At 70.3% G+C, this 20,696-nt stretch carries 19 protein-coding genes and 1 pseudogene; 4 read left to right on the top strand and 16 right to left on the bottom strand.

Annotated elements, in window-relative coordinates; translation table 11 throughout:
• Positions 1–18: 18 nt before the first annotated feature.
• The 6 genes from N1032_RS19540 to N1032_RS19515 all read right to left on the bottom strand — a co-directional run bounded on the left by N1032_RS19540 (position 19) and on the right by N1032_RS19515 (position 6,886).
• Positions 19–1,158 (bottom strand): cysteine desulfurase family protein, encoded by a 1,140-nt coding sequence (locus N1032_RS19540; RefSeq protein ID WP_259541316.1) that lies wholly within the window; start codon positions 1,156–1,158, stop codon positions 19–21.
• A 16-nt stretch (positions 1,159–1,174) separates the two neighbouring features.
• Positions 1,175–2,044, bottom strand: a complete 870-nt coding sequence (nadC, locus tag N1032_RS19535; RefSeq protein ID WP_259541314.1) for a carboxylating nicotinate-nucleotide diphosphorylase — start codon at positions 2,042–2,044, stop codon at positions 1,175–1,177.
• Positions 2,044–3,927 carry an L-aspartate oxidase gene (gene nadB, locus N1032_RS19530; protein ID WP_259541307.1) on the bottom strand — a complete coding sequence of 628 codons (1,884 nt, stop codon included), beginning with the start codon at positions 3,925–3,927 and terminating at the stop codon, positions 2,044–2,046. Before nadB ends, nadC begins: the two co-directional genes overlap by 1 nt.
• Positions 3,924–5,216: a quinolinate synthase NadA gene (gene nadA, locus N1032_RS19525; protein ID WP_259541305.1), complete on the bottom strand. Its 1,293-nt coding sequence runs from the start codon at positions 5,214–5,216 to the stop codon at positions 3,924–3,926. The genes nadB and nadA overlap by 4 nt, the downstream gene beginning before the upstream one ends.
• Positions 5,213–5,980 carry an NUDIX hydrolase gene (locus N1032_RS19520; RefSeq protein WP_259541304.1) on the bottom strand — a complete coding sequence of 256 codons (768 nt, stop codon included), beginning with the start codon at positions 5,978–5,980 and terminating at the stop codon, positions 5,213–5,215. The genes nadA and N1032_RS19520 overlap by 4 nt, the downstream gene beginning before the upstream one ends.
• A 102-nt stretch (positions 5,981–6,082) precedes the next feature.
• Positions 6,083–6,886 carry a hypothetical protein gene (locus N1032_RS19515; RefSeq protein WP_259541302.1) on the bottom strand — a complete coding sequence of 268 codons (804 nt, stop codon included), beginning with the start codon at positions 6,884–6,886 and terminating at the stop codon, positions 6,083–6,085.
• Between the two features lie 150 nt (positions 6,887–7,036).
• Between N1032_RS19515 and N1032_RS19510 the strand changes: the two genes are divergently transcribed.
• A complete protein-coding gene (locus N1032_RS19510; RefSeq protein ID WP_259541300.1) occupies positions 7,037–7,834 on the top strand; it encodes an HAD-IIA family hydrolase in 798 nt (265 codons plus the stop codon).
• Between the two features lie 52 nt (positions 7,835–7,886).
• On the opposite strand, the pseudogene N1032_RS19505 reads toward N1032_RS19510, so the two are convergent.
• The 6 genes and pseudogenes from N1032_RS19505 to N1032_RS19480 all read right to left on the bottom strand — a co-directional run bounded on the left by N1032_RS19505 (position 7,887) and on the right by N1032_RS19480 (position 13,807).
• A pseudogene (locus N1032_RS19505) lies at positions 7,887–8,401 on the bottom strand (GNAT family N-acetyltransferase).
• A 92-nt stretch (positions 8,402–8,493) separates the two neighbouring features.
• Entirely contained in the window at positions 8,494–9,564 is a 1,071-nt protein-coding gene (locus N1032_RS19500) for a glycoside hydrolase family 130 protein (RefSeq protein WP_259541297.1), read from the bottom strand.
• A 2-nt stretch (positions 9,565–9,566) separates the two neighbouring features.
• Positions 9,567–10,457: a carbohydrate ABC transporter permease gene (locus tag N1032_RS19495; protein ID WP_259541290.1), complete on the bottom strand. Its 891-nt coding sequence runs from the start codon at positions 10,455–10,457 to the stop codon at positions 9,567–9,569.
• Positions 10,454–11,416 (bottom strand): carbohydrate ABC transporter permease, encoded by a 963-nt coding sequence (locus N1032_RS19490; RefSeq protein WP_259541288.1) that lies wholly within the window; start codon positions 11,414–11,416, stop codon positions 10,454–10,456. Before N1032_RS19490 ends, N1032_RS19495 begins: the two co-directional genes overlap by 4 nt.
• Before the next feature lie 4 nt (positions 11,417–11,420).
• Positions 11,421–12,728 carry an extracellular solute-binding protein gene (locus tag N1032_RS19485; protein WP_310795973.1) on the bottom strand — a complete coding sequence of 436 codons (1,308 nt, stop codon included), beginning with the start codon at positions 12,726–12,728 and terminating at the stop codon, positions 11,421–11,423.
• Positions 12,729–12,769: 41 nt separating this feature from the next.
• The gene (locus N1032_RS19480) at positions 12,770–13,807 is read right to left on the bottom strand and encodes a LacI family DNA-binding transcriptional regulator (RefSeq protein ID WP_259541286.1); all 1,038 of its coding nucleotides are present in this window, start codon (positions 13,805–13,807) and stop codon (positions 12,770–12,772) included.
• Positions 13,808–14,123: 316 nt separating this feature from the next.
• Here N1032_RS19480 and N1032_RS19475 point away from each other — a divergent pair, with 316 nt between their 5' ends.
• Together N1032_RS19475 and N1032_RS19470 are read left to right on the top strand one after the other, a co-directional pair.
• Positions 14,124–15,419 (top strand): LCP family protein, encoded by a 1,296-nt coding sequence (locus N1032_RS19475; protein WP_259541285.1) that lies wholly within the window; start codon positions 14,124–14,126, stop codon positions 15,417–15,419.
• Positions 15,420–15,493: 74 nt separating this feature from the next.
• Positions 15,494–15,967, top strand: a complete 474-nt coding sequence (locus N1032_RS19470) for a DUF4190 domain-containing protein (RefSeq protein ID WP_259541279.1) — start codon at positions 15,494–15,496, stop codon at positions 15,965–15,967.
• A 32-nt stretch (positions 15,968–15,999) separates the two neighbouring features.
• On the opposite strand, the gene N1032_RS19465 is transcribed toward N1032_RS19470, so the two are convergent.
• The 4 genes from N1032_RS19465 to N1032_RS19450 all read right to left on the bottom strand — a co-directional run bounded on the left by N1032_RS19465 (position 16,000) and on the right by N1032_RS19450 (position 20,371).
• Complete coding sequence (locus tag N1032_RS19465; protein ID WP_259541278.1) at positions 16,000–18,012, bottom strand: DUF2207 domain-containing protein; 2,013 nt, start codon at positions 18,010–18,012, stop codon at positions 16,000–16,002.
• A 45-nt stretch (positions 18,013–18,057) separates the two neighbouring features.
• Positions 18,058–18,897 carry a septum formation family protein gene (locus N1032_RS19460; protein ID WP_259541276.1) on the bottom strand — a complete coding sequence of 280 codons (840 nt, stop codon included), beginning with the start codon at positions 18,895–18,897 and terminating at the stop codon, positions 18,058–18,060.
• 2 nt (positions 18,898–18,899) lie between these two features.
• Positions 18,900–19,448: an orotate phosphoribosyltransferase gene (gene pyrE / locus N1032_RS19455; RefSeq protein ID WP_259541274.1), complete on the bottom strand. Its 549-nt coding sequence runs from the start codon at positions 19,446–19,448 to the stop codon at positions 18,900–18,902.
• 65 nt (positions 19,449–19,513) lie between these two features.
• Positions 19,514–20,371, bottom strand: coding sequence for an SDR family oxidoreductase (locus N1032_RS19450; RefSeq protein ID WP_259541273.1), 858 nt, complete (start codon positions 20,369–20,371; stop codon positions 19,514–19,516).
• A gap of 35 nt (positions 20,372–20,406) precedes the next feature.
• Here N1032_RS19450 and N1032_RS19445 point away from each other — a divergent pair.
• The coding region (locus tag N1032_RS19445) for a hypothetical protein (RefSeq protein ID WP_259541271.1) at positions 20,407–20,696 on the top strand (290 nt) is incomplete at its 3' end.

The raw sequence follows: 20,696 nt of genomic DNA, 5'->3' as shown, positions 1-20,696 counted from the left end.
CCGGCGCGGCACGGCGGATCACCTCAGGGACGCGACATCCGCCACCGCCTCGACGAGCGATCGCACCGTCTGGGCGAGTTCGTCGGCGGTGGTCGTGGGCGTGAGGGTGAAGCGCACGGCGGTCTGGGCGACCTGGGGGGCGATGCCGAGGGCGAGCAGCACCGGCGACGGGTCGTCGCTGCCGGCCGCGCAGGCCGAGCCGCTCGACACCGTGATGCCGCGCTCCTCGAGCTGCAGCAGCACCGCCTCACCGCTTGTTCCGGGAAAGCAGAACGATGCGACCGAGGGCAGGCGGTCGACCGGATGCCCCGTGAGCATCGCACCCGGAACATCGGCCAGCACCGCCCCGATGAAGTCGTCGCGCAACCGGGTGGTGCGGGCGGCCGCCTGGAGGCGCTCGGGTTCGGTGGCCGCGACGGCGGCGGCGAACCCCACCGCGAAGGCGACGTTCTCGGTGCCGGAGCGGTGGCCGCGCTCCTGGCCCCCGCCGTGCACGACCGGTTCGAGCCGCAGGCGCTGGCGCACGGCGAGCACGCCGACGCCCTTCGGGGCACCGAGTTTGTGACCCGACACGCTCAGGGCGTCGACCCCGAGCGTGTCGAGCCGCACGTCGAGCCAGCCCGCGGCCTGCACGGCATCGGTGTGGAACGGCACTCCGGAGGCGTGGGCGATCTCGGCCAGCGCGGCGATCGGCTGCATCGTGCCGATCTCGTTGTTGGCGAGCATGATCGTGGCGAGGGTGGTGTCGGGGCGGAGCGCCGACGCGAAGTCGGCCGCCGAGACGAGCCCGTGGTGATCGACGGGAACGACCGTGACCTCGAACCCGTGCAGCCGTCGCAAATGATCGACCGACTCGACCACCGCCGGATGCTCGATGGCACTCAGCACGATGTGCCGGCCGCGCGGAGCGGCGAGGGCGATGCCCTTGATGGCGAGGTTGTCGGCCTCGGTGCCCCCCGAGGTGAACACGATCTCGCTCGCGCGGCAGCCGAGCCAGTCGGCCACCCTGCGCCGGGCCTGGGTGAGGGCCCGGGCTGCTGACTCGCCGACGCCGTGATGGCTCGACGGGTTGCCGAAGTCGCCTGTGAGATAGGGCCACATGGCTTCGAGCACGTCACGCCTGACCGGCGTGGTGGCGGCGGAGTCGAGGTAGATCACGGGAGGTTCCGGGGTGTCAGGCCGGAGCCGCGGTGAACGCGACGTCGAGACCGAGATCGAGCGCGCGAACGCTGTGGGTGAGGGCGCCCACCGAGATGATGTCGACCCCCGTAGCGGCGATGCCGGCCACGGTGTCGAGGTTCACCCCGCCGCTGGCGTCGATCGTGGCGCGCCCGGCGATCAGCGCGACTGCGTCGCGGAGGTCGTCGAGCGAGAAGTTGTCGAGCATGATCGTGTCGACTCCACCCGCCAGCACGGGCTCGATCTGGTCGATGCGGTCGACCTCGACCTCAAGGTGGGTGGTGTGCGAGAGCTGGGCGCGCACCGCGCGCAGGGCGGCGGCGACGTCACCGGCGTGCTGTGCCGCGAGCACCGCGAGGTGGTTGTCTTTGGCCAGCACGGCATCCGACAGCGAGAACCGGTGGTTGTGGCCGCCGCCGTCGCGAACCGCCTGGCGCTCGAGGGCTCTGAGGCCGGGCGTGGTCTTGCGGGTGTCGGCGATGCGGGCCGAGGTTTCCGCCACCTGGGCGACATAGTCTGCCGTGAGGGTCGCGATTCCGCTCATGCGCTGCACGAGGTTGAGGGCGACGCGCTCGGCCCGCAGAACGCTGCGCGCCCGGCCGCTCACTGTGGCGAGCACATCCCCCGCCGAGAAGCGGTCGCCGTCGCCGATGAGCAGCTCGGTGACGACAGCGGCGTCGACCGCCGTCATGACCGCGGCGAAGACGGCTCCCCCGCTCAACACGCCGGGCTCGCGCGCGACGAGGGCGGCGTCGATGGTCGCCTCGGCGGGGATGAGCAGTTCGGACGTGATGTCGCCCCAGGGGGCGTCTTCGGCGAGCGCGCGCGAGATGACGTCGTCGAGCAACTGCGGGGTGAGGAGCATCAGGCGCTCGCCGTCACTTTCTGGTGGGTCGTCGCGGCAGCGGCCGCTGCCGGTTGGACCGCGGCGGGAGGGGCCGCGGCTGGACGGATCGCGGCCGGAGCAACCGCCGGCAGATGGATCGCGGCCGGAGTGACCGCTGCCGGAGGGATCGCGGCCGGACGGATCGCCGTGGACTGGATGGCCGCCCGGGCCACCGCGCGCTCGCGCGCAGCGATGCGGGGCGTCTCGGATGCCGCGACGGTCAGATGGTGCGCGAAAGCGGCATCGGCCTGCGGGTGGTCGGCCCGGTAGTGGGCACCCCGGGATTCTTCGCGCGCGAGCGCGGCATCCACCAGCACGCGGGCGAGCTGCAGCAGGTTGGCGGTCTCGAGGCGCTCGATGCCGGTCGCGAGGTCGCCCGGGTCGACGGGCTGCACGGGATCGACCGGGATGTGCCAACCGGCCAACGTCGCTCGAGCAGCGCGGAGCCCGTCGGCATCGCGGTGCACCCCCGCGCTCTGCCACAGAACCGCGTGGAGCTCGGCGCGTGTCGGCTCGGTCGTGACGGGATCGGTCTCTGTCGCGTCACCGCGCGGTGCCGGGGTGAGCGGCTGCGAGTTGGCGAGCCCACGCCACGGGCGTGAACCGACACCCGCGTCACTACCGTCACCGGCATCGGCCGAAATCTGCGCGTCGGCGTCGATGGCCGCGGCAGCACGGTGGGCGAACACGAGCGACTCGAGCAGCGAGTTCGACGCCAGGCGGTTCGCGCCGTGCACGCCGGTGCACGAGACCTCGCCGACGGCGAAGAGCCCCGCGACCGAGGTGCGGGCGTCGAGGTCGGTGGCCACCCCGCCCATCCAGTAGTGCGCAGCGGGCGCCACCGGCACGGGCTCGCGGCTCCAGTCGAAACCGTGCTCGCGGCTGGCCGCCGAGATCGTGGGAAAGCGGCGTTCGAGTTCGTCGGCTCCGAGGGCGGTGGCGTCGAGCAGCACCGGTGCGCCCGTCGCCGTCATCTCGGCCGCGATCGCGCGGGCCACGATATCTCGGGGCGCCAGCTCGGCCAGCGGATGCTCGTGCAGCATGAAGCGCTCGCCACGGGAATTGCGCAGCACGGCACCGTCGCCCCGCACGGCCTCCGAGACGAGGAACGACCCCGGCACCGCCAGCGCCGTGGGGTGGAACTGCACGAACTCCACGTCGGCCAGCACCGCGCCTGCCCGCAGGGCCGCGGCCGCGCCGTCGCCCGTGGTGACCGACGGATTCGTCGTGTGCGGATAGAGCTGCCCGATGCCGCCACTCGCGAGCACCACGGCGTCGGCCGCGATCGTCTCGAGCACGCCGTCTCGCAGCACGGTGACGCCGGTGACGGCAGGCGCGCCCCCGGTGCCGGCACCGGCACGCCCGCCCACCACGAGATCCACCACGAACGCCTGCTCGAGCACGCGCGCCGCCGTGCCGCGCACCGCTCGCACGAGCGCCCGCTCGACCTCGTAGCCGGTGGCGTCGCCACCCGCGTGCAGGATGCGGTGGAACGAGTGCGCCCCCTCGAGCCCGGCGTCGAAGCCGGCATCCGGGTCGCCGTTCTCGCGGTCGAACTCGACGCCCCAGCGAATGAGATCGCGGATGCGGTCAGGACCCTCGGTGCAGAGCACGCGCACCGCCTCGGGGTCGCTCAGCCCGGCGCCGGCCACGAGGGTGTCGGCGATGTGCGACTCGACGGAGTCGCCCGGCATCACCGCCGCCGCGATGCCGCCCTGGGCGTAGCGCGTGTTGCCCTCGTCGATCGTCGACTTGGTGACGACCGTGACGTCGTGGCGGTCGCCGAGGGCGAGCGCGGTGACGAGGCCCGCCACGCCGCTGCCGACGATGACGATCGACATCCGGCGCACGGCGCTGCTCATGGTCGCGCCGCCAGCATGCGCTCGAGGGCCACCCGGGCCGGCACCGCCACGTCGTCGGCCACCGTGATCTGGTTGACCACGCGGCCCGCCACGAGTTCTTCGAGCACCCAGGCGAGGTAGCCGGGGTGGATGCGGTACATCGTCGAGCAGGGGCAGATGACGTCGTCGAGGCAGAAGATGGTGTGCTGCGGATAGTCGTTGGCGAGCCGCTGCACGAGATTGATCTCGGTGCCGATGGCGAAGGTGGAGCCGGCCGGCGCCGCCGCGATGGCCTTCGTGATGTAGTCGGTCGAGCCGTATTCGTCGGCGGCGTCGACGACCGGCATGGGGCACTCGGGGTGCACGATCACGCGCACGTCGGGGTGCTCGGCGCGCGCCTTCTCGATCTGGGCGACCGTGAAGCGCTTGTGCACCGAGCAGAAGCCGTGCCACAGGATGACCTGCGCGTCGAGCAGCCCCTGCTCGTCGTTGCCGCCGAGCGCCTTGCGCGGGTTCCACATCGGCATGCGCTCGAGCGGCACCCCCATGGCCTTGGCGGTGTTGCGGCCGAGGTGCTGGTCGGGAAAGAACAGCACGCGCTGGCCGCGCGCGAAGGCCCACTCGAGCACCGTCGCCGCATTCGACGACGTGCAGACGATGCCGCCGTGCTCGCCGCAGAACCCTTTGAGTGCCGCCGAGGAGTTCATGTAGGTCACCGGGATCACCGGAACGCGACCCGAGGCATCCGGCTCGGTTCCGTAGAGCTCGGCGAGCTGGGCCCAGGCCTCTTCGACCGAGTCGATGTCGGCCATGTCGGCCATCGAGCAACCCGCCGCGAGGTTCGGGAGGATGACCGCCTGGGCCGGCCCCGCGAGGATGTCGGCCGTCTCGGCCATGAAGTGCACGCCGCAGAACACGATCGCCTCGGCCTCGGGCTTCGCCTTCGCCGCGTTGGCCAACTGGAACGAGTCGCCCACGAAGTCGGCGTACTGCACCACCTCGTCGCGCTGATAGAAGTGGCCGAGCACCACCACCCGGTCGCCCAGCGTCTTCTTGGCAGCCCGGATACGCACGTCGAGTTCGAGCTTCGACGCCGTCTTGTAGTCGTCGGGAAGCTGACCTTGCCGCGGGGTGTCGGAGGGGATCGGGTCGGCCATCGAGGCCCCGGGGCCGTAGGAGGGCGCCGGCTGCAGGTCGAACACCCAGGGGCCCTCGGCCAGCTCGGGCGTGCAGGTCGAACCGGTGACGCCGGGGCTGCCGGCGGTGATGAGCGTGATCTCGGCGTCGACCGACAGGGTGGAGGTGCTCATGATTCCAGCTTTCTTGCGGCGGGCAGCGGCTGGCGTGCGCCGGGAAGCGGCCCTCGGTCGATCGGCTCGATGGCCTGGTTGTAGCGGTAGAGCTTGGGCGGGCGATAGCTCGTGCCCGTGACGCGCTTGCCCGTGGGCACCACCGCGTTCGCCGACTCGATCTGCCGGCGGAAGTTCGCCGGATCGAGCGAGCGCCCGAGCACCGCCTCGTGCACCTCGCGCAACTCGGCGAGGGTGAACGTGTCGCCGAGGAAGGCGTGCGCGATGCGGCTGTATTCCACCTTGTTGCGCAACCGCCACAGCGCGTATTCGACGATGACGTCGTGGTCGAACGCGAGGTCGGGCAGGTCGTCGACCGAGAACCAGGCGACGTTCTCGCTCGCGTTGCCCGACTGCACCACCTGATCGGGGTTCACCAGCGCCCAGTAGACGATCGAGACCACCCGCTCGGTCAGGCCCAGCGCCTTCGCCGTGATGCGCTCGAGCGGTGAACGGTCGAGCGTGCCGAACGCATAGAGCTGCTCGAGGTAGCTGGGCGTCAGCGCCGTGGTGGCCGCGAGCGTGCGGGCGGCCGAGGCCTCGAGATCTTCGTCGGCCCGCAACGGGCCACCGGGCAGCGCCCACTGCCCGTCATAGGGCGGCCGGATGCGCCGCACGAGCGGCAGCCACAACGACGGCAGGTCGGTGGGCCGGTCGGGTCGCAACGCGAAGATGACCGTCGACACGGCGAGCGTGACGCTGGCGTCGGTGGTCTTCTCGGTCATTTGTCGCCCGTTCGCGAAGCATGTTCGGAGGCGTCGCCGCAGCGACTCTAAAGGTAAGTACGACTATAACCCTTAAAGTCGGATTGACACAAACCGGCTACCTCACGACGTCGTGCACACCGGCTGCATGTTCTCGTCGAAGTGGCACTCCGTCTTGGGCAAGGGCGCGATCGGCACCGGCCGCACGTCCGACGCGCCCGATCCGCCTGAATCTTCCGAACCGCCCGACGACCCGCCCGCGCCCTGCGACCCGGCCTCCTCCGCCGCCGCCTGCGCGGCCACCCACTCCGCCTGCGAATCCTGCGCCGCCCGGATCTTCCGCACGAGTTCGAGCACCTGGCGCGCCGTGTCATCGGTCGCCGCCGTCTGCGCCTGCTGGTCGACGATGGCGAGGTAGAGCTCGTCGCGCACCGCCGCCGCGGCATCCGGAGCGTCGACGTTCACCACCTGCACGGCCGTCTCCACCACAGCCACCCGCACCGCGTGCACGGCGTCGTAGACCGCGGCGATGTCGGCGGCGATGCGGGCCTCGTCGACCGGCGGGTCGGCCTGACTCGCGGCCGGACCACCGGCCATCGAGAGCTGCACCACCTGCACGTCGGCCTCGAGCGCGGCGGTCGCCATGTCGAGCCGGGTGCGCGCCTCGACCGGCGCGAATCCCTCCGACCCCGTCACGAGCGAGTGCCCCACCTGCACGAGCGGCTCGGCCAGCGGGTCGAGCGGCACGACCTGCTCGATCGGCTGAGCGGATGCCGCGGGCGAGGCCGCGACCGGGCTCGCGGCCACCGTGGCGGGCGTCTCCGCCGGCGCCGAGCATCCGGCGACCCCCGCCAGCGCGCCCAGCAGCGCCGCCAGCAGAGCCGTGCCTACGACGACCCGCCTGTTGCCGACCACCGGATGCAGCATGTGTCCCCCTTGAACGACGCGGGCGCGCGGCCCGACCCGACCCGATCCGAGAACTCTATCCAGGCCGTCGCACAGCCCACGCATCGTTGCCCCCCGCTCCCGCCAAGCCGCCCCTGTACTCTGGAACGAACGCGGGAGTAGGAGATCACCATGGCGCGTCGCGACGAGATCGAATGCTGGCTCACCGACATGGACGGCGTTCTCGTGCACGAGAACCACCCCATCACCGGGGCGGCCGAACTGCTGCAGCAGTGGCGCGACGAGGGCAAGCCCTACCTCGTGCTCACCAACAACTCCATCTTCACCCCGCGCGATCTGAGCGCTCGGCTGCGGGCATCCGGCCTCGAAGTGCCCGAGGAGTTCATCTGGACCTCGGCCCTCGCCACCGCCACCTTCTTGAAAGACCAGATCCCGGGCGGCAGCGCCTTCGTCATCGGCGAAGCCGGCATCACCACGGCCCTGCACGAAGCCGGTTTCATCATGACCGAGACGGCGCCCGACTACGTGGTGGTCGGCGAGACCCGCAACTACTCGTTCGACGCCATCACGAAGGCGATCCGGCTGATCGGCGCGGGGTCGCGGTTCATCGTGACGAATCCGGATGCCACAGGCCCGAGTGCCGACGGGCCGCTGCCGGCCACCGGCGCCATCGCCGCGCTCATCACGAAGGCGACGGGCAAGGAGCCCTATGTGGTGGGCAAGCCGAACCCGATGATGTTCCGCTCGGCGATGAATCGCATCGGCGCCCACTCCGAGAACACGGGCATGATCGGCGACCGCATGGACACCGATGTCGTGGCCGGCATCGAGGCGGGGCTGCACACGATCCTCGTGATGACGGGCATCAGCGACCAGGCCGAGATCGACAAATACCCGTTCAGGCCCGACGAGATCCTCGCGTCGGTCGCCGACCTGCTGAACCCTGAGCCGGTCGAGTCCGAACTCTGAGAACGGGCGACAGCGGCCCGAGCCCTGAGTTCGAGCGTCACAGCCCCGACCGTCACGGCAGCTCGTCGGCCAGCAGGTCCATGAGCAGCGCGTCGTGCCAGCCCTCGCCCGACGTGTCGCGCTCGTAGCGCCGCATCACCCCACCGGCCGGAACCCCGCTGCCGCATAGGCCCGGATCGCGGCCTCGTTGTCGGCCGCCGGGTCGATGGTGAGCCGGTGGTGCCCCCGCACCCGGATGAGATGGGTCGCGAGCGCGTGCACCGCATCGCGCCCGAGCCCGCGGCCGTGCACGGCAGGGTCGAGGAAGATGTCGATCGACGCGTGCCGGTAGTCGGGGTCGTTCTCTTCGCTGTACTGGATCATGCCCGCGATGGGGCCGGTGCGGCCACCCACCCGCACGGTGAACACCACCGCCTCGGGGTCGTCGAACGGCCACGGTGGCGCGGTGCCGTCACGACCCCACCGTGCCGCCACCTCGGGAGTCAAGCGGATGCGCCGCAACTCGCCGACGTCCTCGGTCGCGACGGGCAGCAGCGTGACCCGATCGCCCACGATCGTCTCCGGCATGCGCCCAGTCTGCCCCTCCCCGTTGAGTTGCGCCGAAGTGACCCACAGCGCGCAGCGCGTGGTCACTTCGGCGCAACTCAGCGGAACCCTGGTCAGGTGCGCACGAGGCGCGCGACCCCGATCTTGGAGTCGGCCATGCCGTAGAACACGAAGTGCTGCCCGTCGATCTGCTCGATCGCCGTGGGGAACACCACGTTCGGCACGATGCCGCTGCGCTCGTCGTCGGTCTCGGGCGCGAGCAGCGGCTCCGCGGTGCGGGCGATGACCTTCGACGGGTCGTCGCCGTCGAGCAGGATGGCGCCGGCCGCGTAGTTCACCTTCTGCTGCTGCGAGAACGCGCTGTCGATGGTGCCGGTCACTCCGTGGTGGATGAGCAGCCAGCCCTCGGGCACCCGCAACGGCGCGGGGCCGCCGCCGATCTTGAGCTCCTCGAAGGTGAACTCGGGCCCGGCCAGGAAGCGGTGCCTGGTCCACCGCGTCAGCTCCGACAGGTCGCGCTCGACGGCCGAGACGGGAACGTAGCTGATCCAGATGCTCTGCCGCTGATCGGTGATGCCGGCGGGCACCCGCACGCCCTCACCGGGCTTCGTCTCGCCGAGATCCCACATCGGCCGGTGCAGCACCGCGTAGGAGAGCGTGCCGTCGGGCGCCACGACCTGCTCGGGAAAGAACACGGTGTCCTTGTTGTGGAACAGGTTGAGATCGATGTCGAGCGCGTCATCGTAGGAGAACGTCACGGGGCCGAGCCGTCGCCACTCGCGCAGATCGCTCGACACGGCGATCGCGGTGCGCGGCCCGAGGGGGCCGTAGGCCACGTAGGTCATCACGTGCAGGCCGAGCGACGGGATGAAGGTGACCCGCGGGTCTTCGACCCCGGCGTTGTGGGCACCGCGCTCGAAACCGCGGTCGGGCTCGAGCACCACGCCCTCGCGCTCGACGCCTACGGGCACGCCGTCGTCGATCACGACCCGGACGAGCCCGACGCGCGACACGTTCCCGGTGGCCACGAGCCGCGGGAGCAGGTAGAGGTCACCCTCGGGGGTTCGGCCGCTCGCCGGGTTCAGCACTCCCTCGGCCTCGAGCTCGTTGCCCGGCTCGGGTTGCATCACGATGCCGGCGCGCTCGAGTCGGTAGGGAACGGTGGTGGTGGTTGCGGAGGTCATGTCTATCCTTTCACTCCTGATCCGAGGTCGTTCGAGACGAAGTAGCGCTGGAACACGATGAACAGCACGACCACCGGGGCGGCCAGCACCACCGCGCCGGCGAGGATCGCACCGAACGGGTTGTCGGCCGACGCGGCGACCGTTGAGATGTAATTCGCGAGAGACACGGCCAGCGGTTGCAGGGCGGCATCCTTCGTGATGAGGAACGGCCAGAGGAACTCGTTCCACGGCCCGATGAAGGTCAGCAGCACCGCCGTCACGAGCGCGGGTCGCACGAGCGGCAGCGCCACGCTCCAGAGCAGCCTGAGCTCGCCCGCGCCGTCGATGCGGGCGGCCTCGAACAACTCTTTCGGCAGCTGCAGGAAGTACTGCCGGAAGATGATCACCGCCGTGGAGTTGATGGCGAACGGCAGGATCATGCCCACGTGCGTGTCGGCGAGCCCGTAGTCGCGCGCGATCAGCACGTAGAGCGGAATCTGCAGCAGCTGGAACGGGATGACCTGCACCAGCAGCGCCAGCGCGAAGGTCGCTCGGGCTCCCCGCCACTTCAGCATGGCGAGCGCATAGCCCACCAGCACGCCGAAGATCACGGTGCACAGCAGCACTCCCCCGGTGAAGATGCCCGAGTTCACGAGCCCCGACGCCAGGTTGATGCGGTCGTTCACGTTGACGAAGTTGTCGAGGGTGAGGTTCGCCGGGTTGGGGAACGCCCCGGCGATGGTGGGGTCGGGGTCTTTCTGCAGCGCCCCGACGATCATGTAATAGAAGGGGAACAGGAACACGAGTGCCCCGAGCGTCAGCACGACGCCCCGCAGGATCGACTGTGTGCGCGACCATCCGCTCGGCCGGGGGTGACGGATGCCGGTAGCACGCTGTCTCCGGGTGGTGGTCATGAGTCCCTCTCCCCCACGAATCGGTTCTGCACGAACGCGATGATGAGCACGCCGATCACGAGCACGACACCGATGGCGGATGCGACATCCGGTTGGCCCTGCTGGATGCCGAGCTGATACATCAGCAGCACCGGCGAGGCCGACGCGCCGTTGGGGCCGCCGCCGCCCGTCAGCAGGTAGGGCTCGGTGAAGAGGTTCGCGCCCGTCACCGTGGAGACGAGCAGCACCAGCAGGGTCGCGGGCCGAACGCCCGGCACCGTGACCGAGAAGAACTTGCGCACGGCGCCGGCGCCGTCGGTCGACGCCGACTCGTAGAGCTCTTTCGGCACGTTCTGCAGAGCCGCCAGGTAGAGCAGGATGTAGAAGCCCAGCTGCTTCCAGGTGACGTAGATCGCGATCACCGGCATGGCCAGGTTCTCGTTGATGAGCCACGAGGGGTCGGGCGCGAACGGCCCGAGCAGCGAGTTCACCAGCCCGTTGCCGTTGAACAGGAACAACCACACGGCCACCACCGCCACGCTCGCCGTGACGTAGGGAACGTAGAAGCTGACCCGCAGGAACGTGCGGAAGTGAACGACCTTGTTGAGCGCCGACGCGAGCAGCAGTGACAGCACCACCGTGAGCGGCACGTTGATCAGCAGGAAGATGCCGACGTTGCCGAACGAACGGATGACCGCCGGGTTGCTGAACGCGTAGATGTAGTTGTCGAGCCCGACGAAGGGCCGTTCGGGGTTCGCGCCGGGGGCGGCGAAGAAGAAGTCGTGGAACGAGATCCAGACCGAATACACGATCGGGAACGCGAACACGGCGAGAACGAACACCAGATAGGGCGAGCTGAACAGCAGACCGAGCGGCTGGCGCCCGAAGATGCGGTGCCGCAGTGAACGTTTGGCGTGGGGCCCGGGGGCTCCAGCGCTCTCAGGCGCCGGAGCCCGGGGCGGTGTGACGATGGTGGTCATCGGCTCAGGGCTGGGTCGCGAGGTCGTCGATCGTGGCGGCGGCGTCATCCAGCGACGTCTCGACGTCACCCTCGCCGAAGATCACCGATTTGCCCCAGGCGTCACGGAAGGTCTGCATGATCTGAACCGTGTTGGGTCCGCTCGGAACCTCGGTGGTGCGGCTGGCCAGATCGCCGAACGGCACGTAGGCCGGGTTCGCGGCGAAGTAGTCGGCGTACACGGTCGGCAGGTCTTGGCGCAACGGCATCTGGCCGGTGGTCTCGAGGAACTTTCCGTCTTGATCCTCGCTGGTCGCGAACTTCAGAACGTTCCAGGCGGTGCCCTTGTTCTCGCACGCGCTGAAGAGGCCGATGTTCTTGGCGTCGCTGAAGGTCCAGATGTCGGCGGGGTCGGTGGCCTCGGGGGTCGGAACCGGCACCGAGCCGAAGTTCACGCCGTCGTAGACCGAGATGGCCCACGGCCCCACGATCGCCATGGCGGCCTGGCCGTCGGCGAAGGCGTCGCCCTGGTACTGCTCCTGGCCGGCGAGCTTCTGGTCGTAGAGGTCGCGCCAGAACTGGGCCACCTCGTAGCCGGCGTCGTCGGCGAAGGTGGCCTTGCCGTCTTCGACGATCTGCTTCCCGCCGGTCGCCGCCGCGTACAGCGGCATGAAGTCGAACTGCATCTGGAAGAACTCGCTCGTCGGGGCGGGCTGGATGGCGAAGGGCGCGACGCCCGAGTCGACCAGCGTCTTCGAGGTGGCGATGAAGTCGTCGTAGGTCGACAGCTTCGGGTTCTCGGGGTCGAGGCCGGCCTGGGCGAACAGGTCTTTGTTGTAGAAGATCACCACGGGGTTGGCCTTCCACGGGAACTGGAAGTAGTCGCCGTCGGCGTTCTGGTATTGCGCGGCGATGTCGCCGGAACGCTCTTCGATGTAGGAGGCCCCGTCGTCGAAGTCGGAGAGGTTCACGAGACCGCCCTGCTTCTCGAACTGGCCCACGGCGCTCGGCGCGGTGTTGAGCACCAGGCACGGCGCGTTGCCGGCGGTGATGGCGGCGCCGATGACCTCTTCGCTCGACTTGCCGGCGGGGATCTCCTGCCCGGTCACCTTCTGATCGGGGTTCTCGGCGTTCCAGGCCTCGACCATCTGCTTGCCCCACTCGAGTTCGGTGGCGTTGTTGGAATACCAGACGGTGATGGGCCCGGTGGCGGTGAGGTCGCTCGACGAGCTGCCTCCTCCGCCGCCTGAGCAGGCTGCGAGGCTGAGGCCGGCGATGGCTGCCACGGCGACTGCCATCACGCGCTTCTTCCTCGTCACTGAGGTCTTCTGCACGGTGTTGCTCCTTTCGGTGGCGGCGGTGACGCCGCGGATGGTCAGGCTCGCGGTGCGGGCCCGGTCGAGGCGCGCGTCACGACGCGCGCGGGTTCGAGATCGACGTCGGCGGCGCTGCCCTCGGCGACGAGCTGCAGCAGCACCCGCGCGGCGGCCTCGCCCCAGCGCAAGGGGTCGGTGCGCACCGAGGTGAGTGCCGGATAGACGTAGCGGGCGAGCTCGGAATCGTCGAACCCGGTGATGGAGAGGTCGTCGGGCAGGCGTAGTCCGCGTTCGTGGGCCAGCCCGATGCCGGCGATCGCCATCGGGTCGTTGCCGTAGACGATCGCGGTAGGGCGGTCGGCCAGGTCGAGCAGCCGGCCGGTGGCGGATGCGCCCTGCTCGGCCGTGAAGTCGGTCTCGACCACGAGGTCGGCCGGCAGGCCCGCCGCGGCGAGTGTCTGGGCAAAGGCGGCGTTGCGGCGGCTGGCGTGCAGCATGCGGTGCGGGCCGATGACGTGCGCGATGCGGCGGTGTCCGAGGTCGATGAGGTGCTGGGTGACGGCGACGATGCCCGGGGTGTCGTCGAGCGTGACCACGGGGAACGGGCGCGGCTCGGACCCGGCACCGCCCTCGGGGCGCCCGAGCGTGACCGCCGGCATCCCGAGTTCGTGCAGCAGCGGGATGCGCGGGTCGTCGTGCCGCAGGTCGGTGAGGAAGACGCCGTCGACGCGGGCATCGGCCGCGAGGGTGCGGTAGACCGTGGCCTCGTGCTGCTCGTCGCCGACGACGCTCAGCACCAGCGCCCGCCCCTCGTGCAGGAACACCCGCTCCACCCCCGCGATGAACGACGGGAAGAACGGGTCGGCGCCGAGGATCTCGGGGTCGCGGGCGATCACGAGGCCGAGCGCGTAGGAGGTGCGCGTTGACAGCGAGCGCGCGCTGACGCTGGGCCGGTAGTCGAGCGCCTGGGCGATGTCGCGGATGCGATCGCGGTTCTCGGCCGACACCCCGGGCCGGTCGTTGAGAGCGAACGACACCAGGCCCTTGCTCACGCCGGCGGCCTTGGCGACGTCGTTGATGGTCGCTTTCCGCTTCATCGTCGGCCTCCCGGTTCTTCGACGACGAGCGCGCTCGCCATCGAGTCGTATCCGGTCTGAACCGGTTTAGTAAAACCTATACCGGTTTAGCACCCCCCGCAAGGGGGCCCCCGCTTCCCCCTCCCGTCTCCCTCGTTGAGTTGCGCCGAAGTGACCTACAGCGCGCAGCGCGTGGTCACTTCGGCGCAACTCGGCCGAATCCGCCCGAGTTGCCCTCAGCGCACCCTGGGAAAACCCCCGGTGGATTGCAGAATGCGTCGGCTAGGATCGACCGGCGAAACGGATGCCGCCCGCTCACCGCACGAAGGACACCCATTTGAACGACACCGCTCGACGCCCGAGGCGACACCACGCCACGCCCGTTCGGCACGGCCGTCAGCGCACCCCGTCGGCCTTCGGCGCCATCCTGAAGACGCTCGCGGTCGTTCTGGCGGTCGCTCTCGTGAGCGTCGGCTCGGTCGCCGCCTATGCGATCAACAACCTCGCCCAGCAGGTGAGCGCGAACGCCGTCGACATCTCGGGCGGCGAAGACGCTCCGCCGGCGCCCCCGCTGCTCGGCGCGTTCGAGGGCGGCTTCAACCTGCTCGTCGTCGGCACCGACAACGACCCGAACCAGGGCGACAGCTTCGGCGAGCGCGATGCCACCCTCAACGACGTCAACATCCTTCTGCACGTGTCGGCCGATCACAAGAACGCGGTGGTCGTGAGCTTTCCGCGCGACCTCGTCATCGCGCATCCGGAGTGCACCGACCCCACCACGGGCGAGGTCTTCGACGCCATGAGCGCCCAGCCGCTCAACGAGGCGTTCAGCCGCGGCGGGCTCGCCTGCGTCAACTCGACCATCGAGAACCTCACCGGGCTCGACATCAACTACGCCGCCGCCACGTCGTTCAACGGCGTGATCGAGATGACGAACGCCATCGGCGGCGTGCCCGTGTGCCTGGTGGAGCCCATCCTCGACACCGACTCCGGGCTCGACCTGCCGGCCGGCACCAGCGTGATCGAGGGCCAGATGGCGCTCGCGTTCCTGCGCAACCGTCACGGCGTGGGCGACGGCAGCGACCTCTCGCGCATCGCCTCGCAGCAGCAGTACCTCTCGTCGATGGCCCGCACGCTGAAGAGCGCCAACACCCTCACCGACATCTCGAAGCTCTACGGCCTCGCCAACGCGGCGGCCCAGAACATCCAGCTCTCGAGCTCGCTCGCGAGCGCCGACTCGATGGTGTCGCTCGCGCTCACGCTGAAAGACGTCGACCTCAACAACATCGTCTTCGTGCAGTACCCGTCGGGCGACTCGGTCGACTACCCGAACAAGGTGGTGCCGGTGACCGATCTGGCCGACGCCCTGTTCGCGAAGGTGCTGGCCGACGAGCCCTTCACCCTCGGCGACGACGCGACCGGCACCGGTTCGACGGTCGTGGGCACCGACCCGGGCGCCACCACCGAGGCGCCGGCCGAGACGACGGCCCCCGAGGCTTCGGTCGATCCGGCCGACCCGGCGACGGATGCCCCCACCACCGATGTTCCGCCGGCGACGACTCCCGAGGTCATCGACGGGCTGAAGGGCCAGACGGCGGCGGAGCAGACCTGCGCCAACGCGTTCAGCGACTGAACTCATCCCCCGGTACCACCGGAATGAGCCCGTGGTGTGATCCGCCGGGGGCGCGGTCTTCCTACCGTTGAACCATGACGACAGAAACCCCCCTCCCCCCGACCGACAGCAGCGCGAACACCACGACGCTTCCCGTGCCCGACGCCTCGGCGCGGCCTGACGCGGGCGCCGCGGCATCCGCCACGGCCGGCGCACCGGCCTACCCGGGCGCCGGCGCACCGATCCACCCCACCGGCGGCGCGCCGGTCTACGCGCCCGCGGGCGCGCCGGCGCCCGGCTACTACGCCCAGGCCAAGACCAACGTGCTCGGCATCGTGACCCTCGTGCTCGGCGTGCTGGGCTTCGGCATCGTGCCCGTGATCACGGGCCACATCGCCCTCAGCCAGATCAAGAGAACCGGCGAGGAGGGCCGCGGTCTCACGCTCGCCGGCCTCATCCTCGGCTATGTCACCCTGGCCGGCTGGCTGATCGTGGCCGCCTTCTGGATCGCGGTCGCGGGCTTCGCCGCCGTCGGCGCGCTCGCGAACGGCGCGTGGGTCAACTCCTGATCCCGCGTGGCGCGGGGGAGTCGACGTCAGGGTCAGACTCCCCCGCCGCCTCCGCCGCCGCCCCCGCCGCCCGACGAACCTCCGCCGCCCGAGAAGCCGCTCGAACTGCTCGACGAACTGCCCGAGTAGGCCGACGTCGCGCTCGATGACAACGCCCCGATGCTCGATGCGAACAGATAGGCGTTGAAGGCCCCCGACCCGCCATACCAGTCGGGCTGGCTGCCGAGGTTCTCGTAGTAGGTGCCGAGCACCTTCGCCCACTCGGTCTCGAGACCGAGCAGCACCGCGTAGGGCAGCAGCTTCTCGTAGAGCTTCACGACCTGACCCCAGTCGGGCGCGTCGACACCGGTCTTGAGAGCGCCCTCCGGGCTCTGCAGCACGCGGAAACGCTCCTCCTCGGCCCAGTCGATGTACATCTCGATGCCCTTGATGTAGTCGCGCAGCTCCGAACCCTTCTGGGTCAGCGGCGACCGGAACGCCGCCGCGAACACCACGAACACCGCGATGCCGGCGGGGAAGAACAGCAGGATGGGCAACCCGTCGCCCAGCCCCTCGCCGTCGGAGATCGACCCGGCCACGAAGCCGATGACCGCGAGCACGATGGCGGCGATCAGCAGCAGGGCGCCGGTGCTCCGGATGCCCGACTTCATGTAGCCCTCGGAGTAGGCCCGCTTCTTCGTGGCCTGCATGACGCCGTAGACCGCCTTCGACAGGGCGGTGTCGTTCTTCGTGAGTTCGCGCCAGGCGCCGGGAGCGAGGTCGTGGCCGAACAGCGCGCGCGCGAGCGACAGCTCGTGGGGGTTGAGCCCCTGCCCGGTGATGAGGCGCAGCCAGTAGGCGGTCTTCGACGAGAACACCCCCGGCTGCTCCTGCTCGACGATCTGGATGTTGTGCCGCACGGCGAAGTCGACGAACGAGGCGGCGGCCGCCCGGGAGGTCTTCTTCATCACGACCGATGCGATGAGCAGGTCGGCGCCCGGCGGCGGGGTGTATTCGGCGACGATGACCGGGCGGCCGGGTGCATCCCGCAGGCCGATGAAGCGGTAGAACAGCGCGAGCACCGCCGCGCCCACGGCGAGGATCGACGCGATCAACTGCACCCAGCTCGACGCTCCCGAGAGGTAGGACGTGTCGCGCACCGCGAACGTGTGCGGCTCGAACGCGATGCCGATCGTGACGTTGTCGCCCGCCGAGAGGTTCTCGTTGCGCGTGGTGAACACGGCCGACGAGCCGTCGTCGGCCTGGGTGATGGTGCACGGAGTGGTCGACCCCTCGGGCCCGACGAAGCATCCGGTGGCGCCGGTCAGCGCGCCGACGAGTTCGGGGGCGACCGTGGTGGTGGTCGTGTGCACCGCGAACGGCTGGCGCCAGAGGGTGCCGTTGGTGTCCCAGTAGAACTCGTCGTCGTCGGTGTCGTCGAAGTAGGCGGTCACGTCGACCTGGCGGTAGGTGAGCACGTAGGTCTGCTCGCCGTGCACGAAGTCGTCGCCGGCGATGGTGACGATGAGGTTCTCGTCGTCGGTCTCGGTGTCGTAGTCGCGGGGTGTGCCCGCGGCATCCGTCACCGACTCGAGGGTCAGATCGGTCGGATGCCCCTGGTAACGCAGCGGGATGGCGCGCTGGATGCCGTGGTTCTGGTCGGTGTCGGGGAACTCCGCCACGAAGGTCTCGACGGTCTCGAGCGTGGAGTGGCCGGAGTCGTCGATGCCCAGGTCGTAGCGGGCGTCGAACGACGAGAAGGAGAAGTCGTTGACGTCGCCGGGGGCGGCGGCGAGGGCGGGCTGGGCCGGGGCTTGCTGGGCCTTGGCTTGCTGGGCCTTGGCTTGCTGGGCCTTGGCTTGCTGGGCCTTGGCTTGCTGGGCCTTGGCTTGCTGGGCCTTGGCTTGCTGGGCCTTGGCTTGCTGGGCCTTGGCTTGCTGGATCGAGGGTTGCTGGGCCGGGGTGGTCTCCGACGCCAGGGCGGCGGATGCCGGGCCGAGCGCCGCGAGCAGCGCCACGGCGAGTCCCGTGACCGGGATGCTGAGCAGACGAATGGCGCGACGCATGGCATCTCACTCTAGCGGGCCGGCCCGCAGAATGCAGAGGAAAACTCAGCCGGTCGGCGGCACGGCGAGCGAGACCCCGAGCGGCTCGCCCGAGGGGCGGCTGAAGAAGCAGAAGTAGCTGCGGTCGCCGCTCGTCCACTGGGCGTCGTCGGCCGGGTAGGCGGCCTGCCATTGCACGTCGGGCACCTGCGCGGCGGCGGCGTAGTCGAGCACCGACGGCGACGTGCAGAGCAGATTCAGTCGCGAGACGAGTTCGGGCTCGCCGGGGTAGGGCGCGGTGGCGTCTTCGGCGAAGGCGCCCCGCGACACCAGCTGAGCAGCGTGTTCGGTCGCGCAGTCGACCACGGTGAACTGGAGCTCCCAGGGCGACGTGTAGCCGGTGAGGCATTCGCCGCCGGCGAGCTCGTTCCAGTCGTGCACCCCGGGAGCCGCGGGGACGGACGGCGGCGGGGAGACGGTCGGGGTCGCCGGGGTAGGGGTCGGCGTCGCGCGGGCGGCTGCGTCGCTTCCCGTGGAGCCGGTTTCTCCGGCGTCGTCGGTCGGGTGGATTGCGGCCGACGACGCACCGGATGTCGCGATCGCGGTGCCTCCCGCCCCCACGCGCAGGCCCACGAAGAACAGTGCGACCACCACGCCCAGCGCCAGCACGATGCCCACGATCAGCAGGAGTCGCATCACGCGTGTGTCGCGGGCCGGGGCGCGGTGCGCGGCCTCATGGCCGGCGCGGTGGGTCACTGCGGTCGTGCCGGCCGACTGTTCCGCCCGATGCGACGGAGCGTGCTCGCGTCGCCCGGCCGCAGCGCCGGCCCCGGCGTCAGCGCCGGCATCGGGCTTTTCGCCGTCGTCGTTCTCGTGTCGGGGCAGATCGTCAGGGGGTGGCGGCATGGTCACTCCAGACCGAGGTCCGCCAGACCGATCGCGTAGTGGTAGGGGTAACCGGCCTCTTCGATGCGCTCGCCGGCGCCGGTGTTGCGGTCGACGACCACGGCGACGCCCGCGATCACGGCACCCGCCTTCTCGAGCGCCGCGATGGCGGCGAGCGGGGAGCCCCCGGTGGTGGAGGTGTCTTCGAGCACGATGACGCGTCTGCCCGCGACATCCGGACCCTCGACCTGCCGGCCACGCCCATGGTCTTTCGGCTCTTTGCGCACGACGAAGGCGTCGTAGTCGAGCCCCCGGATGGCGCCCTGGTGCAGCACCGCGGCGGCGATCGGGTCGGCGCCCATGGTGAGTCCGCCGACGGCGTCGACGTTGTGGATGGGGGCGATCAGGTCGAGCATGACCTGCCCGATCAGGGGGGCGACCCGGTGATCGAGCGACACCTTGCGCAGGTCGACGTAGTAGGTGGCCTTCTTGCCGCTGGTGAGCGTGTAGTCGCCGTGGAACACGGCATCGCTCTTGATGTACTCGATGAGAAGGCTGCGCGCGTCGGTCACGAGGCCAGTTTAGTGCGGGGGCGGTGGGTGGGGCTCGGGGGCGGCGGTGGGCTCGGTGGCGGGCTTCAGCGCGTGGCGGCGAGGAAGTCGTCGAGCGATCGCGCCGGGTGGCCGGTGAGCCGCTCGACGTCGGGCGAGATGCCGGCGAGCTCGCCCGAGGCGATCGCCGTGTAGGTGCTCACCCAGGCGTCGACCTGCCAGCGTGGGGCGCCGTAGACCGCGCGGGAGGCGTAGGCCTCGTCGAGGGTCTCGTCGACGTACTCGATCGGTCCGCGGGAGCCGTCGGCCGTGAGAGCGGCCGCCACCTCGGTCAGCCCGAGTGCCGTGGGACCGGTGAGGTCGTAGGTGGCGCCCGCGTGCGCTCCGGGATCGCGCAGCACCGCCGCGGCGCACTCGGCGACGTCGTCGCGGAGGACCGACGAGAGGCGTCCGTCGCCGGCCGGGCCGCGGATCACGCCGTCCTCCCCCGCGAGCATCGGCAAGAAGTCGGTGTAGAGGTTGTCGCGCAGAAAGGTGAACGACATGCCGGTGTCGCGCAGCATCCGCTCGGTGGCGGCATGGTCGCGGCCGAGCGTGAACGTGGACTCGGGCGAAGCGCCGAAGAACGAGGTGTAGACGACATGACCGACACCGGATGCGCGGGCCGCCTCGATGAACGCCCGGTGCTCGGCGAGACGGTCGGCATTCTCTGCCGCCGACACCATGAACAGCAGGTCGATGCCCTCGAGGGCGGCGCGCGCGGCGGCGGCATCGGAGTAGGTGGCGACGGCCAGTTCGGCCCCGTCGATCTGCGGCGCCCGAGAGGCGTCGCGCACGATGAGGCGCTGGGGCAGCCCGGCATCCTGCAGTAGTCGGGCGACTCGGCCGCCCACTCCCCCGGTGGCGCCGGTGACCGCGATGGGAACTGTGCTGGCGTGCGTCATGCCCCCATCTTCGCGCAGCGGAGGCCCGTCGCGGCGTGTCGCCCGCTCGGGAGGCCGAAACGGCCTCCCCTCGGCGGAACGGCCTCCCGACGAACACGCGCACCGAGCCCGACGGAGCCGCAGAGGGCGAGCAGCTTCGCGCAGCGGAGGCCACTCGTGGCGCCTCACCCGCTCGGGAGGCCAAAGCGGCCTCCGCTCGACTGGACGGCCTCCCGACGAACACGCGCACCGAGCCCGAAGGAGCCGCCGAGGGCCAGCAGCGTTCGCGCAGCGGAGGCCACTCGTGGCGCCTCACCCGCTCGGGAGGCCAAAGCGGCCTCCGCTC

The organism is Herbiconiux daphne (assembly GCF_024979295.1).
Lineage (GTDB): Bacteria > Actinomycetota > Actinomycetes > Actinomycetales > Microbacteriaceae > Herbiconiux > Herbiconiux daphnes.
Note: the sequence above shows the minus strand (reverse complement) of the source record. Positions and strands in the feature narration are given on the sequence as shown.

Bases quoted from the DNA above. Each gene is read 5' to 3' on its own strand.
- nadB (WP_259541307.1), bottom strand. From the start codon at position 3,927: ATGAGCAGCGCCGTGCGCCGGATGTCGATCGTCATCGTCGGCAGCGGC.
- N1032_RS19480 (WP_259541286.1), bottom strand. From the start codon at position 13,807: ATGAAGCGGAAAGCGACCATCAACGACGTCGCCAAGGCCGCCGGCGTG.
- N1032_RS19470 (WP_259541279.1), top strand. From the start codon at position 15,494: ATGACGACAGAAACCCCCCTCCCCCCGACCGACAGCAGCGCGAACACC.
- nadA (WP_259541305.1), bottom strand. From the start codon at position 5,216: ATGAGCACCTCCACCCTGTCGGTCGACGCCGAGATCACGCTCATCACC.
- N1032_RS19450 (WP_259541273.1), bottom strand. From the start codon at position 20,371: ATGACGCACGCCAGCACAGTTCCCATCGCGGTCACCGGCGCCACCGGG.
- N1032_RS19500 (WP_259541297.1), bottom strand. From the start codon at position 9,564: ATGACCTCCGCAACCACCACCACCGTTCCCTACCGACTCGAGCGCGCC.
- N1032_RS19515 (WP_259541302.1), bottom strand. From the start codon at position 6,886: ATGCTGCATCCGGTGGTCGGCAACAGGCGGGTCGTCGTAGGCACGGCT.
- N1032_RS19490 (WP_259541288.1), bottom strand. From the start codon at position 11,416: ATGACCACCATCGTCACACCGCCCCGGGCTCCGGCGCCTGAGAGCGCT.
- nadC (WP_259541314.1), bottom strand. From the start codon at position 2,044: ATGCTCCTCACCCCGCAGTTGCTCGACGACGTCATCTCGCGCGCGCTC.
- N1032_RS19520 (WP_259541304.1), bottom strand. From the start codon at position 5,980: ATGACCGAGAAGACCACCGACGCCAGCGTCACGCTCGCCGTGTCGACG.
- N1032_RS19510 (WP_259541300.1), top strand. From the start codon at position 7,037: ATGGCGCGTCGCGACGAGATCGAATGCTGGCTCACCGACATGGACGGC.
- N1032_RS19460 (WP_259541276.1), bottom strand. From the start codon at position 18,897: ATGCCGCCACCCCCTGACGATCTGCCCCGACACGAGAACGACGACGGC.
- N1032_RS19495 (WP_259541290.1), bottom strand. From the start codon at position 10,457: ATGACCACCACCCGGAGACAGCGTGCTACCGGCATCCGTCACCCCCGG.
- N1032_RS19465 (WP_259541278.1), bottom strand. From the start codon at position 18,012: ATGCGTCGCGCCATTCGTCTGCTCAGCATCCCGGTCACGGGACTCGCC.